Here is a 16057-nt window from a genome sequence, read left to right on the forward strand (position 1 = left end):
CTGAACTGACCGGCCGAACCATCCGCCCGGTCCGCCCGCAGTCTCCCCGCCCGGCGCCGGCTCAGCCGGTCCCGACCCGCCCATGACCCGGACGGGTGAGCGCAGCCCTGACGCCCCCCGACGCCCCCCCCTGCCACGGCCCCATCCGCCCGGACCCACCGGACGGCCCTACCGCCCCTGCCCCGCCCCGGTCAGCTCCGCCACCCCGGCCCGCAGCCGCCCCGCGATGTGCCGGATCAGCCGATCCATGTCCGCGCAGTACACGGACGGGTGAGCGAACCCGTCGCCCGCGTAGCGGTGGGCGTAGAGCCCTCCGCCGCAGACCCGGACCAGCGGGCACGCCCCGCACACCGCCCCGAGCCCGGCGAGGCCCCGCTGGCGGGCCCGGAACCCCGGGTGCGCGGCCGCCTCCGTGAAGCCGTGCCGCCACACGTCCAGCCCCGTCCCGGCGGCCCCGTCGTACGTCACCTTGAGGCTGTCGGCCTGTTCGAGAGTGCCGTCCGCCTCGACCACCACCAGGTCCACCGGCGCCAGCCCGACCGCCTCGCTGGCCGCCCGCCCGCCGAGCAGCAGCACGGACAGCTCCTCGAACAGCCGCACCCCGGTCTCCCGGTACGGCGCGTCGTACCAGCGGTCGAAGGCTGCGATCAGCCACTCCCCGTACGGCGCGGAGTCGACGCCCGAGGGGGGCGCGACCGGCACCGACCGCCGGACGCCCGCCGGCGGCTCCTGCCAGGTGGCGTGCGGCAGCAGCAGGTCGAGCCGGGGCGGCGCGAACTCCAGCAGCGCCTCGTAGGTGGCGACCGGGTCGGCGGCCAGGTCGACGACGCACAGCAGGCCGGCGAACAGCTCCCGGTGCCGGTCCGAGCCGAGCAGCCGCACCGCCGCCGCGGTCCGCTCCCAGCTGCCCCCTCCGGAGGGCAGCCGCCGGTGCCGGTCGTGGTCGGCCCGGGTGCCGTCCAGCGAGACCGCCACGCCGACCCGGTGGCGGTGCAGCACGTCGAGCAGCGCGGGCTGGTCCAGCAGCCGCAGCCCGTTGGTCTGCAGGCTGAACCGCACCCGCGGCCCGACGTCGGCGATCCGAGCCAACTCGGCCAGCAGCGCGTCCAGGTGGACCGGTCCGACGAGCAGCGGCTCGCCGCCGTGCAGCACCACGGAGACCTCGTCCAGCCCCTGCTCGGCCGCGTGCTCGGCGATCCGCCGAGCGGTGCGGCGCACGGTCGCCAGCTCCATCCGGCGGGGCCGGTCGCGCCAGCTCTGGTCGGCGCCCTCGTACATGTAGCAGTAGTCGCAGGCCAGGTTGCAACGGCTGTGGATCTTCAGCAGGAACTGCCGGAACGGCACCATGCGCGTGAACCTAGCACCGCCCGGCGAGTTCGCTGACCGCCCGTCACACGTGCGGGGGCTCCACGTCCGAGTCGAGCCTCGTCCCCGCCTTCACCGCGACCGTGGTCGGGTGCTCCTCCCCCAGCGTCACCCGGGCCCGCCGGATGCAGTCCGCCCGCAGTTCGGCGGCCCGCTCGCCCTCCCCGACCGCCGCCAGGCTCAGCGCCAGGTTGGAGGTGATGCCGATGGAGTCGTAGTGGTCCGGGCCGAGCACGTCGGTCATCAGCGGCGCCGCCTCCTGTTCCAGGGCGAGCGCGGCCCGGGTCTCGCCGGCCAGCGCGAGGTCGTTCGCGTGGTTCATCATCGCGATCGGGATGTAGAGGTGGCGCGCGCCGAGGACGGTCCGGAACTGCGCCAACGTGCGCCCGGACAGTTCCCGGGCCTCCGCGACCCGCCCGGCCAGCCGCAGGTAGACCGAGAGGTTGTTGGCGCCGGCCAGCGTGACCGGGTGGTCCTCGCCCAGGTAGTCGCGGTAGCGCGCGAGCGCCCGTTCGGCCAGCGGGATGGCCCGGTCGGTGTCGCCGAGCGCGTTGAGGTCGCTGGCCAGGTTGGTGGCGGCGGCCAGGGTGTCGGGGTGCTCGGGGCCGTTGATGTCCAGGTAGCGCTGGTAGATGTCCTCGTCGATCTCCAGGGCCTCGTGGTAGCGCCCGGCCCGGCGCAGCGCCACGGCGAGGTTCTTGCGGGCGCGCAGGGTGTCGGTGTGGTTGTCGCCGATGGTCTGCTGGTAGATCCGGACGGTCTCCTCCAGCAGGTCCAGCGCCTCCCGCAGCCGCCCGGTCTCGCGCAGGTCGCGGGCGTAGTTGGAGGCGGAGGACAGCGCGTAGAGGCTGTGCGCGCCGAGGGCGTCGCGCTGCTGGAGGTAGTTGCTGCGGTGCCGTTCCAGGGCGGCGCGGCGGTCGCCGGCCAGGTAGTCGGAGACGGCGAGGTTGTTGGTGATCATCAGGGTGCGCGGGTGGTCCGGTCCGAGGGTGCGCCGGGCGGCGTCCAGGGTCCGGCGGTCGAGTGCCCGGGCCTCGTCGTAGCGGCCGAGGAAGCGCAGGTCGGCGCCGAGGCTGTTGGCGACGGCGAGGGTGTGGGAGTGTTCCGGGCCCAGGGTCGCGGTGAACCGCTCCAGGATGTCCCGGTCCATCTCGTACGCCTCCTGGAGGGCGCCCTGGGAGCGGCGGATGTTGCTCAGCTGGGTGCGCAGCATGAGCGTCTGGGCGTCGTTGTCGACGTCGAAGTCGGGCCCGCCGTATCCGTCCTCGCGCCAGTGCGCGATGGTCCGCTCGGCCAGTTCCCGGCCGGACTCGTGCAGGCTGCGCTTCCACTGGTAGCGGACCGAGTCGATGATCCACTGCCGGACGTCCTCGTCGGCGCTGTCGAGCGCGCCGGACGGCCAGAGGTGGGGCAGGAGTTCGGCGTACTCGGCCCAGTTGGCGGGGATGTCCGGGTCGCCGGGGTTGGCGGTGGCCAGGGCCGCGTGCACGACGGCGCGCAGCTCGGCCTGCCGCCCCTCCTCGACCTGGTCCCGGAGCACGGCCTGGACCAGCCGGTGCACGGTGATGGTCTCGCTGCTCTGGTCGGTGCGGGCGAGTCCGAACCGGTTGATGGCGCGCAGGAACTCGCCGATCGCGAGCTTGTCGCGGGGCGCGCGCGGGGGCAGCCGCAGGGCGCGGGTGACGGCCCGGCTGTAGAGCAGCCGCATCGGGATGGCGTCCGGGCCGAAGAAGGCGCAGATCTCCAGGATCTGGGCGGCCGGGGCGTTCATCCGGCGCAGTTCCTCGACCGAGATGCGCCAGGTGGCGGCGGCGGAGTGGGGGTACTCGGCGGGGCGCAGCCGGGTGCGTTCGAGCATCTCGGTGAGCTCGTCGTCGAGCAGTTCGAGGTAGGTGGCGATCGGCATCGACGTCTCCTGCAGCCAGACGGCGGCCTGGCCGACGGCGAGCGGGAGGTCGCCGAGGCGGTGGGCGACCTGGTCGGCGTCCTCCGGGGAGAGGCCGCCGTTGAAGCGGCGCAGCAGCCGGATGCTCTCCTCGCGCAGGAAGACGTCGACCTCGACCAGGCCGGCGTGCCGGGCCCAGCCCTGGTTGCGCGAGGTGATCAGCACGTGCCCGCCGGAGGATTCGCCGGGCTGCCAGGGGGCGAGTTCCTCGGGGGTGCCGGCGTTGTCGAAGACCAGCAGCCAGCGGCGGTACGGGTGGCCGCGGCGCAGCGCGTCGAGCACGGCGGCGGCGGTGTGGGCGACGTCGTCGCTGGTGGGGACGCCGAGCCGGGGGGCGAGTTCGGCGAGTTTCTGCGGGATGTTGGCGGGTTCCTCGGCGGGCACCCACCAGATGACGTCGTAGGCGGACTTGAAGCGGTGCGCGTACTCGGCGGCGATCTGGGACTTGCCGGCGCCGCCGAAGCCGTAGAGGACCTGGCTGAGGACGGCGGCGGGGCCGCCGGTGAAGCGGTTGCGGAGCAGTTCGAGCAGTTTGCCGCGGCCGATGAAGGCGGCGTTGCGCGAGGGTGCCTCCTGGACCTGCGGGGCGGTGCCGGGGAAGCGCGCCGGGGCGAGGAACTCGCCGCTGTCGGAGTCGAACTGGCGGTTGCTGCCGGGCGGCGGGCCGAGTTCGCCGTACAGCTGGGCCTCGGCGCCGGTCGCGGAGGAGCGGACCAGGTCGGGCACCGCCTGGCCGATGAACGGGCGGGGCACCGGCTCGTCCGAGTCCTGAAGCCGCATGGCGACCAACGCGGAGGCGCCGGAGGGCAGTTCGCGGCCCTGGAGGGCCTGCCAGACCTCGGCGGCGCGGGGCAGCGCGGTGTACTCGGGCGAGAGCAGCGCGAGCAGCCGGCCCTGGCCGTCGAGCGGCCCGGCGACCTCGGGCGGCCGCTGGCCGCCGTGCGGCTCGGCGGCGTTGTGCAGGGAGGTCTGGTAGCCGAAGCGGGTGAGGGTGCCGGCCGCCCACTCGGCCCACATCCGGTCCTCGGGGGCGTAGCTGACGAAGACCTGGCGGGGGACGGCGCGGGCGGAGCGCAGGTAGGCGCCGTACAGCCGGCGGCGGGCCTCGGAGCTGAGCGGGCGCAGCGAGCGGACCCGCCCGTCGGTGATCCACTCGGCCAGCCGCTCGAAGGCGTTGAGCAGGCTGCGCGCCTCCTGCGGCCGGTCGGCGACGGTGGCCGGGACCTCCTCGTAGGCGTAGAAGGGCTTGTACGGCACCTCGACGTCGGCCCAGTAGGCGGCCCGGCGGTCGCCGGGCAGCCAGCGGCCGAGGTAGGGGGCGAAGGCCTCGCGGGCGAAGTCCCGGCCGGCTTCGAGGCGTTCCTGCTCGGCGTCCTCGACCCGCATCGGCACCGGCAGGACGCGGATGGCCCGCTCCTCGGCCTCGGCGATGGCCCGGGCGGCGTCGACGCCGCCGCGGATGTTCTGGGCGCTGAAGGTGAAGCAGTCGACCACGGTGTCGGGCATCAGCACGGTGCAGATGCCGGAGGTGTCGCTGACGCCGGTGCGGCTGTCGATGAGCACGTAGTCGTAGCTGCGGGCCCAGCGTTCGCGCAGTTCGCGCAGGAACTCGCCGCCGCGGATGTCCCGACCGTGGTAGAAGCTGCGCCAGTTGAAGCTGGTGACGGCGGCCGCGTAGGCGGCGTTCTGCCGGCCGGCGGGCAGGAAGTCGAGCCGGCCGCCGGCGGGCAGGTCGAGGGCGAGGCCGCAGATGTAGCCGTCGAGGCGGCCGGGTTCGTCCAGCCAGGCGGCCGGGGAGCGGCCGGTCGGTCCGGCGGCGGAGGGCAGCGCCTGCTTGACGTAGGAGCGCAGCAGGTCGATCAGCCCGTCGGTGGAGTGGAGTTCGGGGTCGACCAGGAGCGGGTGGTAGTAGCGGTGGAGGCCGGGCGCCTCCAGGTCCCAGTCGACGACCAGGACGCGCAGGCCCCGGCTGGCGAGGATCCAGCCGACGTTGGCGAGTGCCATGGTCCGGCCGGTGCCGCCCTTGAACGAGTAGAACGTGACGACCGAACCCGGTTCGCCGCGTCCAGGCTCCGTGCCGGGCTCAGTGCTCATCGTCCGTCTCCCCTCAGCGGGACAGAGCCGTCGTGGCCGCCCGGGCGCTGGCCGGGCACGTCCTTCGGTGTCGGTTCGGGATCTCGGCGCGCGGACGGGCTCCGCGGCGGACCGGAGGGGCCGGGCGGGCCGGCCGGGATGGTCAGCCCGGGCATGTCAGGGCCGCCGCCCGGGCCGAAGCCGAAGGCGTCGCCGCCATCGTCCCCCCAATCCAGGTTGTCGTCCATGAGCTTGTTCTGAGCGACCGTCACCATGATGGCGAGGTCGCTGTCGAAGCTCTCCCGGTTCACTTTCACGCGGAACAGGTGCTCCGGGTCACGCCGGCGCAACCAGTTGCGACGGAACACGCCGCGCACGCCGACCCACGGCGCTTCGCGCTCCCCGTCCGGGTCGTTGCCGCCGATCGGCACCACCACTCCGGTGACCGGGTGGTTCTGGTCGTCGTACGCGCGCAGGGCGGCCCGGTAGCGCTCGCTGTCGGCCGCCCAGGGGTCCACCAGCAACACGCTGACCTGGCTGTCCTCGCGGGCCTGGTCGAGTTTCTCGCCGAGCCCGGCGTCGATCTCCTCCAGCGTGGTGGTGTGCCCGGCGTTGGTGATCACCTGCTGGGCGCGGGCGGCCAGTGACGGCTGGGCGGGCGGGTAGAACGGCGCCCAGTGCCAGGGCCTGGCGCCGTACCAGCCGCCCGCGTAGGAGCCGCCCTCGGCGGCGGCCTCCGAGGCCCGGCCGGCCGCGATGAACAGCCGCACCATGCCGGGTTCGGTGGCGGGCGCCGGCGCGGCCGGTCCGGGGAAGTAGCCGCGGACGGCGTCGAGGTCGAACTCGGGCAGTTCGGCGAGCCGCCGCACGGCCGCGTCCCGGATCCGTCCGGCGACCACCCGGACGACCTGCCGGTAGGCGTCCTGCTGGGCGGTGCGCAGCAGGGCGCGCAGGCCGTGCCGGGCGTAGGCGTCCCCCATGTCGGGCTGGGCCCACTGGATCTTGGTGACCTCGGTGACCAGGTCGGCGGGGGCGACCGGCTCCCAGAGCACCGGGATCAGCGCGGAGACCAGTTCCGCGGTCTCCTCGTGGTGGCGCCGGACCCGGCCGCGGAAGGCCGTCCACTCCTTGCCGCAGTACAGGCTGGCGAAGTAGGCCGGGGAGTAGAGCGCGACCATGGTGCGGCTGCGGCCGAGCATCAGGGCCAGCTTCTCGGCCCACTCGTCGCCCAGGCGCAGCCGTTCGGTGTCCCGGAAGGCGAGTTCGTCGGCCTGGACGGCCGGTCCGAGGACGCGGCCGAGTTCGTCCCGCAGGTCGTTGAAGAACTGGTCGACGAAGGCGTCCCCCGCCTCGAAGTCCCGACGCGCGTAGCTGAAGAAGAAGTACGGCCGCTGCTGTTCCCGTTCACTCACCTGTTCCCCCCGACCCTGACGGTGCCGTGACGGCGCTGGTCTCCTACCCAGCATGTCGTGAACTGCACCAGTGGGGTGGGGAGTTGGTGATATTTCCCGACCTTCGGAGGTTTAGCCGACGGTCAGCGGCCGGTCAGCGGGGTTCGAGTCAGCGGAGTTCGAGCGCCGACTGGAAGGCGGCGAGCGGCTCCGCGCCGGGGGTCACGGCGTCCGCCACGACCCGGCGCAGCAGGTCGCCGAGGACGGTGTCGGGCAGGGCGTCGAGTTCGTCGAGCGGCAGGGCGGTGACGTCGACCAGGTCAGAGCCGAGTCCAGCGGCGGTTTCCGCACCGGTGACGCCCATCAGTCCCTCACTCGATCGTGCCGGCACAGCGGGCTGCCGGCCGGAAGAACGATCGACCCAGGTCCGCGACGCGCACATCCTACACAAATCGGTGACGCTGCGTCAGTTCCGTGTACTCGCCGCGCCCGGACGCGGTACGGACGGAGCAGCCCGGCGGTCACGGGCAGAGCCGTTCCACCCGCCAGCCGGTCGGGTCGGCCGGGTCGGCGAGGTAGCGCAGCCGGTCGTGCAGCCGGTTCTCGCGCCCCTGCCAGAACTCCACGCTCTCCGGGACGACCCGGTAGCCGCCCCAGAACGGCGGGACGGGGACGCCCTCGCCCTCGGGGTAGCGGCGCTCCAGGTCGGCGTAGCGCTGTTCGAGGACCTCGCGGCCGCTGACCGGGCTGGACTGCTCGCTGGCCCAGGCGCCGAGCTGGGAGCCGTGCGGGCGGGTGCGGAAGTAGGCGGCGGTCTCGTCCCGGCCGACCTTCTCGACCCGGCCCTGGACGATCACCTGGCGGGCCAGCGCGATCCACGGGAAGAGCAGCCCGGCGTACGGGTTGGCGGCGAGCTCGGAGCCCTTGCGGGAGCCGTAGTTGGTGAAGAACACGAAGCCCCGCGCGTCGTAGCCCTTGAGCAGCACGGTGCGCGAGCTGGGCCGGCCCTGGGCGTCGGCGGTGGAGAGCACCATGGCGTTGGGTTCCACCACGCCGGCGCCGTCCGCCTCCAGGAACCAGCGGGTGAACTGGCCGATCGGCTCGGGCGCGAGTTGCTCCTCGGTCAGACCCTCGTGGGTGTAGTGCTTGCGCATCACGGTGAGGTCCGGACCGGGGCTGGCCGCGTCGGCCAGGGTCCGGATGGCGGGGCTCAGGGGCGTCGACTGGGCGCGTTCCGGGGTCTGCACGCCAACATCATCCCGTACGACAAGCAACCGGCACCGCTACCTCCGGACAAACCCCGGTCGGAGTTATGGTGACTCGCCACCGCTTGGCCGCCCGCCGTACGGGGAATTGTCCGGAACCGGGCGTTTGGTTCCGGGAATCCCCCGGGCACGACCGACCCCTCGGCGGAAAGGTCAAGCGGTCCTACGGGAAACATCACCGCGGTGGTGTATGGCGCAATGCACCCCGTGCCTGTCACTCTGGCACCGAGTGCCAACCACGATTCGGTCACTGGCGCGCCTCCCCACCACGGCGGAGCGCCGATCGCAGAACTGAAGGAGCCGTCGCATGTCCGATTTCGTACCCGGGCTTGAGGGAGTCGTCGCGTTCGAGAGCGAGATCGCCGAACCCGACCGTGAAGGCGGCGCCCTGCGGTACCGCGGTGTCGACATCGACGACCTGGTCGGCCACGTCTCCTTCGGCCACGTCTGGGGCCTGCTGGTGGACGGCAAGTTCAACCCCGGCCTGCCGGCCGCCGAGCCCTTCCCGATCCCGGTGCACTCCGGCGACATCCGGGTCGACGTCCAGTCCGCGCTCGCCATGCTCGCCCCGGTCTGGGGCCTCAAGCCGCTGCTCGACATCTCCGCCGAGCAGGCCCGCGACGACCTCGCCCGGGCCGCCGTGATGGCGCTGTCCTACGTCGCCCAGTCCGCCCGCGGCCAGGGCCTGCCGATGGTCCCGCAGAGCGAGATCGACAAGGCCGAGACGGTCGTCGAGCGGTTCATGATCCGCTGGCGCGGCGAGCCGGACCCGAAGCACGTCAAGGCCGTCGACGCCTACTGGACCTCGGCCGCCGAGCACGGCATGAACGCCTCCACCTTCACCGCCCGGGTCATCGCCTCCACCGGCGCCGACGTCGCGGCCGCGCTCTCCGGCGCGGTCGGCGCGATGTCCGGCCCGCTGCACGGCGGCGCCCCCTCCCGCGTGCTCGGCATGATCGAGGAGATCGAGCGCACCGGCGACGCCGTCAAGTGGGTCAGGAACGCGCTGGACAAGGGCGAGCGCCTGATGGGCTTCGGGCACCGCGTCTACCGCGCCGAGGACCCGCGCGCCCGGGTGCTGCGCCGCACCGCCAAGGAGCTCGGCGCGCCGCGCTTCGAGGTCGCCGAGGCGCTGGAGAAGGCCGCGCTGGAGGAGCTGCACGCCCGCCGCCCCGACCGGGTGCTCGCCACCAACGTCGAGTTCTGGGCCGCGATCATGCTGGACTTCGCCGAGGTCCCGGCGCACATGTTCACCTCGATGTTCACCTGCGCGCGCACCGCGGGCTGGTCGGCGCACATCCTCGAGCAGAAGCGCACCGGTCGCCTCGTGCGCCCCTCCGCGCGCTACATCGGCCCCGGCCCGCGCCGACCCGAGGAGATCGAGGGCTGGGACGCCATCGCGCACTGAGCGCGCTGAGCGCACTGGGCTTCCGCTCCTGAAACGCCCTCTGACCAGCGGGTCCGGCTCCGGCCGGGCCCGCTGTCGGCGTCCGGCGGCAGCCGAGATCACAGTCTCAGCGGGCGGACGACCGTACCCCGGACGGGCCCTTGGCCGGTAGGCTGCGCGCGTGGCTCAGATCCAGATCCCCGCTGACATCAAGCCCGCAGACGGCCGTTTCGGCTGCGGACCGTCCAAGGTGCGCCCCGAGGCCCTGAGTGCCCTCGCCGCCACCCAGACCTCGCTGCTCGGCACCTCGCACCGCCAGGCCCCGGTCAAGAACCTGGTCAAGCGCGTGCGCGAGGGCGTGAGCAGCCTCTTCTCGCTGCCGGAGGGCTACGAAGTCGTCCTCGGCAACGGCGGCTCCACCGCCTTCTGGGACATCGCCGCCTTCGGCCTGGTGCGGGAGAAGTCCCAGCACCTGGACTTCGGCGAGTTCTCCTCGAAGTTCGCCTCCTCGGTCAAGGCCGCCCCGTGGCTGGCCGAGCCGACCGTGATCAAGACCGCCCCGGGCACCCACCCGCTGCCGGTCGCCGAGGCGGGCGTGGACGTCTACGGCCTCACCCACAACGAGACCTCGACCGGCGTCGCGATGCCGATCCGGCGCCCGGCCGGCGCCGACGAGGGCTCGCTGGTGCTGGTGGACGCCACCTCGGGCGCCGGCGGCCTGCCGGTCGACATCACCGAGACCGACGTCTACTACTTCGCCCCGCAGAAGTCCTTCGCCTCCGAGGGCGGCCTGTGGCTGGCCGCCTTCTCCCCGGCCGCCCTGGAGCGCGCCGCCGAGATCGCCGGCTCCGGCCGGTACATCCCGCCGTTCTTCTCGCTGCCGACGGCCATCGACAACTCGTCGAAGGACCAGACGTACAACACCCCGTCGATCGCCACCCTGTTCCTGCTGGCCGACCAGCTGGAGTGGCTGAACGGCAACGGCGGGCTGGACTGGGCCGTCGCCCGTACGGCCGATTCCTCGTCCCGGCTGTACGCCTGGGCCGAGAAGTCCTCCTTCGCCAACCCGTTCGTGGCGAACCCGGCCGAGCGCTCCCAGGTGGTCGGCACCATCGACTTCGACGAGTCGGTGGACGCCGCCGCGGTCGCCAAGGCACTGCGTGCCAACGGCATCGTGGACACCGAGCCGTACCGCAAGCTGGGCCGCAACCAGTTGCGCATCGCGATGTTCCCGGCGATCGACCCGGCGGACGTCGAGGCGCTCACCCGGTGCATCGACTACGTGGTCGAGCAGCTCTGACCTCGCGCGAACGGCCAGCTGAACGCAGCTGAGCACAGCTGAGGGCCACCGCCTGCGGGCGGTGGCCCTTGCGTCTGCCCGGCCTTACCGGTTGACCAGTGAGCTGATCAGCACGACGACCAGCAGCAGCACCAGGGTGCCGGAGACGATGCGCATACGAGTCTTGGGATCCACGGTCAACGAGCGTACCTCCGGCTCACACCGTCCCGGATCGGAGGGCCTCAGCTCCAGTCGGCCAGCGCCCAGGAGCGCAGCGACTCGTAGTGGGCGAAGCCGCCGTCCAGGTCGCTCTTCATCAGGTGCAGCTCGGCGGCCTCCCACTCCGGCCCCCGGTAGTCCGCCAGCGCCGCCGCCAGCGCCTCCAGCTCGGCCGCCGCGACCCGCTGGACGGCCCGCCGGTGGCCGTGGTGGGAGCCGGCCCGGGCCAGGGTGAGGTGCGGGTGGAAGCCGAAGGCGTCGGTCTCCCCGGTCAGGTCTGCGGTGGCCTCGGCGACGGACTCGGCGAGCCGGCGCAACGCCCACGTCTGCCCCTCGATCCCGACCCAGAGCACCCGGTCGCCGAACCGGCCGGCGCCCGCGATCCGCAGCCGGTGCACCGGGTGCACCTCGGCGACGGCGGCCAGGCCGGCCTCCAGCTCGGGCAGCCGCTCGGGCTGCACCTGACCGAGGAAGGCCAGCGTGAGGTGCCAGCCCTCGACGGTGGTCCAGCGCAGCCGGTCCGCCCCGGGCAGCCCGCGCACCGGCGCGACCGCGTCGGAGAGTCCCTGCAACGCCGCGACCGGCGGGAGCACCGCCACGAACAACCTCATGAGCCAATCTTCCCGCGATCGGCCGTTTGGGGTAGAACGGATCTCCATGAAGATCCGCACCGGGGGCCTCGCGGACGTCCCCGACATCCTGTCCATGCTCGACGGCGCCATCACCTGGCTGACCGCCCAGGGGCGCACCGGCCAGTGGGGCGACCAGCCGTTCTCCACCAACCCGGCCCGGGTGGAGCACATCGAGCAGTACGCCGCCGAGCCGTTCCTGATCCGCCTCGCGGTGGACGACGAGGGCCGCACGGTCGGCTGCTGCGTGCTGGCCGAGGAGCCCGGCAAGTACATCCCCCTGGTGGACGAGCGCGAACTCTACGTCCGCCACCTGGTCACCGACCGCAGCCGCAAGGGCTCCGGCATCGGTGCCGCGCTGATCGCCGACGCGATCGAGGAGGCCCGCCGGCGCGGCATCGGCCTGCTGCGGGTGGACTGCTACGCCGGCGCCGACCGCAAGCTGGTCGGCCAGTACCGGGCGCTCGGCTTCACCGAGACCGTGGGCTTCGAGGTCGAGCAGCCGACCGGCATCTGGCCCGGCCAGGTGCTCGAGATCCGGCTCTGACGAACGCCGGGAAACCCCGGAAGCCGCAGGCCTCCGGGGTTTCCTGACGGATCATCAGCAGGCGGGGACGAGCTCGGACTTGCCCCTCGGAGCGGTGCGCGGCACGACGGCCACCACCCGCCCGCCGCGGCCGGGGTGCAGGTCGAACCGCACCCGCAGGTCCGCGCTGCGCGCCAGCACCAGGCCGACCGCGGCGGCCGCCAGCGCGGACACCGCGCCGCAGGCCAGCAGGCCCGGCCGGGGTCCGTACGAGGCGGTGACCCAGCCGACGACCGGGGCGCCGATCGGCGTGCCGCCGGTGAAGACCAGCACCAGCAGGCCCATCACCCGACCGCGCACCTCGGGGTCGGTGGCCAGCTGCAGGGCGGAGTTGACCGAGGTGTTGAAGCTCAGCCCGAACACCCCGATCAGCGTCAGCAGCAGCGCGAAGGTCCAGTAGTCGGGCGCGAAGGCCGCGACCACCTCGAGCGTGCCGAAGGCCAGCGCCGCGCCGACCAGCCGGCGCAGCCGGGGCGCGCCCCGGCGGGCGGCGAGCAGCGCACCGGCCAGCGAGCCGACCGCCATCGCGGTGTTCAGCAGGCCGTACTGCCCGGCGCCCACCTTGAAGGTGTCGTACGCGAAGCCGGACAGCAGCGTCGGGAAGTTGAACCCGAAGGTGCCGATGAACCCGGCCAGCACCATCGGCCAGAGCAGCTCGGGCCGCTCCTTCACGTACCGCAGGCCCTCGCGCAGCTGGCCCTTCTCGCGGGCGATCGGCTCGGTCGGGCGCAGTTCGCCCTCCCGCATGGCGAGCAGCCCGCCGATCACGGCGGCGAAGGACAGCGCGTTGACGGCGAACGCCCAGCCGCTGCCGACCGCGGCGATCAGCAGGCCCGCGACGGCGGGGCCGACCAGGCGGGCGGTCTGGAAGTTGGCGGCGTTCAGGCTGACGGCGTTGGCGAGGTCCTTGGGCCCGACCATCTCGGAGACGAAGGCCTGCCGGGTCGGGTTGTCGACCACGGTGACCAGGCCGAGCAGCAGCGCGAAGGCGTACACGTAGTACGGCGTCACGACGTCGCCGACGGTCAGGGCGGCCAGGCCCGCGGCGAGCAGGCCCATGGTGCCCTGGGTGTAGATCAGCAGCCGGCGCTTGGGCATCCGGTCGGCGAGCACTCCGCCGAACAGGCCGAGCAGCAGCATCGGCAGGAACTGCATGGCGGTGGTGATGCCGACCGCGAGCGGGCTGCCGGTGAGGCTCAGCACCAGCCAGTCCTGGGCGATCCGCTGCATCCAGGTGCCGGTGTTGGACACCACCTGGCCGGCGAAGTAGTAGCGGTAGTTGCGAACGCGCAGGGAGGAGAACATCCCCCGGGGGCGGGTGAACTCGGCGCCGGTCGGGGATGGGAGGGGCCGAGCGATGGGGGTCCCCCCGGCCGGAGGCTGGGGGATCGTCGCCGAAAGGGTGGTGGCGGGCGACGGGCGGGACGAATGGGTTCGGCCCTGAGCGGCGGAGTCCGCCGCGGTGCGTTCGTCGGGGTCGTCGTCGCCGCTGCCGGGCAGTCCGCTGGGGGCGGGGGCCTGGGCGTCGGCGGCCGCGGTGCTCTCCGCGGCGGGGTCGGTGGTCGGGTCGTCGGTACGGATGGCGGCGCTGGCTGCGGCCGGCGGTGTCACGGGTGTCTCCCCTCGTGCGCGACGGCCCTGGCGGGGGCCGTCGCGCTCCTGGTCACTGTGGTCGGTCCTGCGGTGATGCGGGCTCCTTCTTCTCCCGGTCGGCTGGGCCGGGTTCGGTGTGCCTAGAGGTGTGCGAGCTTGTAGAGCACGGGCGCGGCCTCCCGGAGGACGGCCCACTCCTCGTCGTCGAGCCCCTGGGCGAGCTCGGCGAGCCAGACGTTTCGGCGCCGACGGCTCTCCGCGAGGATCGCCTCGGCCTGCTCGGTGCTGCTGACGACCACCTGTCGGCGGTCCTCGGGGTGCGGCTCGCGCCGCACCAGCCCCTTCTCCTCCAGCATCGCGACGATCCTGGTCATCGAAGGAGGCTGCACGTGCTCCTTCCGGGCGAGCTCACCCGGCGTCGCCTTCCCGCACCGGGCGAGGGTGCCCAGCACCCCCATCTCGGTGGGACTGAGCGACTCCTCCACCCGCTGGTGCTTGAGTCGTCGGGAGAGGCGCATCGTGGACGACCGCAGCTGTGAGATCGCTGCGAGGTCCTGCTCGGACATCTCGGGCATCTCTTTAGCTTACGTCATTACTCTCGCTAAGGAAAAACGGGTTCCGCCGTGCCGGAAGATCGGCCCGGTGCCATATTGGTCATGGGTGATCGTTCTCCCGACTCCCGGAAGGGCCGACCAGACATGTCCGATCTCGCCGCCGAGCAGTCCGGGCCGTACGTGCCGTACCCGCCGCCCCCGCCGTTCGAGCCGTCCACAACGCCCGGGCAGTCCCCGCAGGGCGACACCGGCTTCGCCCGGCTCGCCATGGTCACCATCGACTGCGCCGACCCGGTCGCGCTGGCCTCGTTCTACGGCGAGCTGCTGGGCTGGGAGACCCGGCACGTGGACGAGAACTTCGCGATCCTGGACAACCCGGAGGGCGGCAGCCCGCTGGGCTTCGGGCGGGTGGCGGGCTACCGGCCGGAGCCGTGGACCGAGCCGGACGGCAGCAAGCACTTCCACCTCGACTTCTACGTGGACGACCTGGAGGAGTCCACCGCGAAGGCCCTCGCGCTCGGCGCGACCGAGGCCGGCTACCAGCACGGCCGCACCCTCAAGGTGCTGATCGATCCGGCCGGCCACCCGTTCGGGCTCGCTCCACTGGAGTAACCCACAAACGGCCCTGGTGACGGTGCGCAGGCGGTGTCAGGGCTTGGTGCCAAGATCATGCAGACCGCGTAAAGGTCCAGCCTGACCTGGGATTTCACGAAAACCGCGAACCTTGTGCGACTGGCGGGTAATGGCTACTGTCCCCGTTGTCAGGGGCACCACACGCCAGGTCTCCTCTCGGCGGACCCGTTCCGTGCCCTTTTCCCGCACGCTCTCCGCACATCCGCGCCGGCCGTCCGGCCCGCCGCCTCCGCCCGAGCCCTGGCGCCCGCAACCCCTCGTCCAGGGAGCTCAATTGGGTGAGATCCACCATGCCGACCACGGCTGGGTGACGCCGGCGGTCTCGTACTTCGTCGCCTGCCTCGGCGCCTTCGTCGCCCTGCGCAGCGCCCGCTGGGCACTCGTCTCACAGGGCCGCAGCCGGGTCGCCTGGCTGCTCTTCGCCTCGACCTCGCTCGGTGCCGGCATCTGGTCCATGCACTTCATCGCGATGCTCGGCTTCTCGGTCAGCGGCGTCGAGATCAGCTACCAGCCGGGGCTGACCGTGCTCAGCCTGCTGGTCGCCGTCGCCGTGGTGGGCGTCGGGCTGTTCACCGTCGGGTACTGGCGCAGCCATCCCGTGCTGGCCCTGCTGGTCGGCGGGCTGACCACCGGTCTCGGGGTCGCGGCGATGCACTACCTGGGCATGGCCGCGATGGTCCTGCCCGGCCACCTCGGCTACGACCACGTCACGGTGGGCCTGTCGATCGGCATCGCGGTGTTCGCGGCGACGGCCGCGCTCTGGGCCGCGCTGAACATCCGGGGCACCCTCGCCGTACTGGCGGCGGCGCCGGTGATGGGCGTGGCCGTCTGCGCGATGCACTACACCGGGATGGCGGCGCTGTCGGTCCGGCTGGACCCCTCGCGCTCCACCCAGGGCGGCGTGATGGCGCTGCAGTTCATCTTCCCGCTCGGCGTCGGGCTGGGCTGCTACGTCTTCTTCGGTTCGCTGGCCTTCGCCGTCTCGCCGAGCAAGGCCGCCACGAAGCCGCTGCTGGCCGGCCCGGCGGCGCCGCTGCCGCCGCGCACGCCGCGGGTCCCCCCGCAGCAGCGGCGGTTGCTGAGCGAGGCGCGCGCCCGGCGCTGAACTCCGGGCAGCACGAAGACGTCCGGCCGGGTC

Annotated in this window: 13 protein-coding genes; 5 read left to right on the top strand and 8 right to left on the bottom strand. The window is 73.0% G+C overall.

Annotation, left to right across the window (positions count from 1 at the left end; translation table 11 throughout):
* Nucleotides 1-168 precede the first annotated feature (168 nt).
* The 5 genes from ACWCYO_RS16250 to pdxH all read right to left on the bottom strand — a co-directional run bounded on the left by ACWCYO_RS16250 (nucleotide 169) and on the right by pdxH (nucleotide 7928).
* Nucleotides 169-1347, bottom strand: coding sequence for an FxsB family cyclophane-forming radical SAM/SPASM peptide maturase (locus tag ACWCYO_RS16250; protein ID WP_270144865.1), 1179 nt, complete (start codon nucleotides 1345-1347; stop codon nucleotides 169-171).
* Nucleotides 1348-1390: 43 nt separating this feature from the next.
* Nucleotides 1391-5404, bottom strand: a complete 4014-nt coding sequence (gene fxsT / locus ACWCYO_RS16255; protein ID WP_449784567.1) for an FxSxx-COOH system tetratricopeptide repeat protein — start codon at nucleotides 5402-5404, stop codon at nucleotides 1391-1393.
* Nucleotides 5401-6795 carry a TIR-like protein FxsC gene (locus ACWCYO_RS16260; protein WP_270144868.1) on the bottom strand — a complete coding sequence of 465 codons (1395 nt, stop codon included), beginning with the start codon at nucleotides 6793-6795 and terminating at the stop codon, nucleotides 5401-5403. Before ACWCYO_RS16260 ends, fxsT begins: the two co-directional genes overlap by 4 nt.
* Nucleotides 6796-6943: 148 nt before the next feature.
* Nucleotides 6944-7138, bottom strand: coding sequence for an FxSxx-COOH cyclophane-containing RiPP peptide (gene fxsA, locus ACWCYO_RS16265; protein ID WP_270144870.1), 195 nt, complete (start codon nucleotides 7136-7138; stop codon nucleotides 6944-6946).
* A gap of 157 nt (nucleotides 7139-7295) precedes the next feature.
* Nucleotides 7296-7928: a pyridoxamine 5'-phosphate oxidase gene (pdxH, locus tag ACWCYO_RS16270; protein WP_270151070.1), complete on the bottom strand. Its 633-nt coding sequence runs from the start codon at nucleotides 7926-7928 to the stop codon at nucleotides 7296-7298.
* 418 nt (nucleotides 7929-8346) lie between these two features.
* On the opposite strand from pdxH, the gene ACWCYO_RS16275 reads away from it, so the two are divergent.
* Together ACWCYO_RS16275 and serC are read left to right on the top strand one after the other, a co-directional pair.
* A complete protein-coding gene (locus ACWCYO_RS16275) occupies nucleotides 8347-9447 on the top strand; it encodes a citrate synthase 2 (protein WP_270144871.1) in 1101 nt (366 codons plus the stop codon).
* 160 nt (nucleotides 9448-9607) lie between these two features.
* On the top strand, nucleotides 9608-10726 hold the full coding sequence (serC, locus tag ACWCYO_RS16280) for a phosphoserine transaminase (protein WP_270144872.1): 1119 nt from the start codon (nucleotides 9608-9610) through the stop codon (nucleotides 10724-10726).
* Nucleotides 10727-10947: 221 nt separating this feature from the next.
* Here serC and thpR read toward each other — a convergent pair whose 3' ends face one another.
* Nucleotides 10948-11535 carry an RNA 2',3'-cyclic phosphodiesterase gene (gene thpR / locus ACWCYO_RS16285; protein ID WP_270144874.1) on the bottom strand — a complete coding sequence of 196 codons (588 nt, stop codon included), beginning with the start codon at nucleotides 11533-11535 and terminating at the stop codon, nucleotides 10948-10950.
* Nucleotides 11536-11581: 46 nt separating this feature from the next.
* Between thpR and ACWCYO_RS16290 the strand changes: the two genes are divergently transcribed.
* Nucleotides 11582-12100 carry a GNAT family N-acetyltransferase gene (locus tag ACWCYO_RS16290; protein WP_270144876.1) on the top strand — a complete coding sequence of 173 codons (519 nt, stop codon included), beginning with the start codon at nucleotides 11582-11584 and terminating at the stop codon, nucleotides 12098-12100.
* A 54-nt stretch (nucleotides 12101-12154) separates the two neighbouring features.
* On the opposite strand, the gene ACWCYO_RS16295 is transcribed toward ACWCYO_RS16290, so the two are convergent.
* Together ACWCYO_RS16295 and ACWCYO_RS16300 are read right to left on the bottom strand one after the other, a co-directional pair.
* Nucleotides 12155-13444, bottom strand: a complete 1290-nt coding sequence (locus tag ACWCYO_RS16295) for an MFS transporter (protein ID WP_449784572.1) — start codon at nucleotides 13442-13444, stop codon at nucleotides 12155-12157.
* A 428-nt stretch (nucleotides 13445-13872) separates the two neighbouring features.
* Nucleotides 13873-14307: a MarR family winged helix-turn-helix transcriptional regulator gene (locus ACWCYO_RS16300; RefSeq protein WP_270144878.1), complete on the bottom strand. Its 435-nt coding sequence runs from the start codon at nucleotides 14305-14307 to the stop codon at nucleotides 13873-13875.
* 123 nt (nucleotides 14308-14430) lie between these two features.
* Between ACWCYO_RS16300 and ACWCYO_RS16305 the strand changes: the two genes are divergently transcribed.
* Nucleotides 14431-14898, top strand: a complete 468-nt coding sequence (locus ACWCYO_RS16305; RefSeq protein WP_449784568.1) for a VOC family protein — start codon at nucleotides 14431-14433, stop codon at nucleotides 14896-14898.
* Nucleotides 14899-15193: 295 nt separating this feature from the next.
* Complete coding sequence (locus tag ACWCYO_RS16310; protein ID WP_449784569.1) at nucleotides 15194-16024, top strand: MHYT domain-containing protein; 831 nt, start codon at nucleotides 15194-15196, stop codon at nucleotides 16022-16024.
* The last annotated feature ends 33 nt before the right edge of the window (nucleotides 16025-16057 follow it).

Source organism: Kitasatospora sp. NPDC001683 (assembly GCF_053596495.1).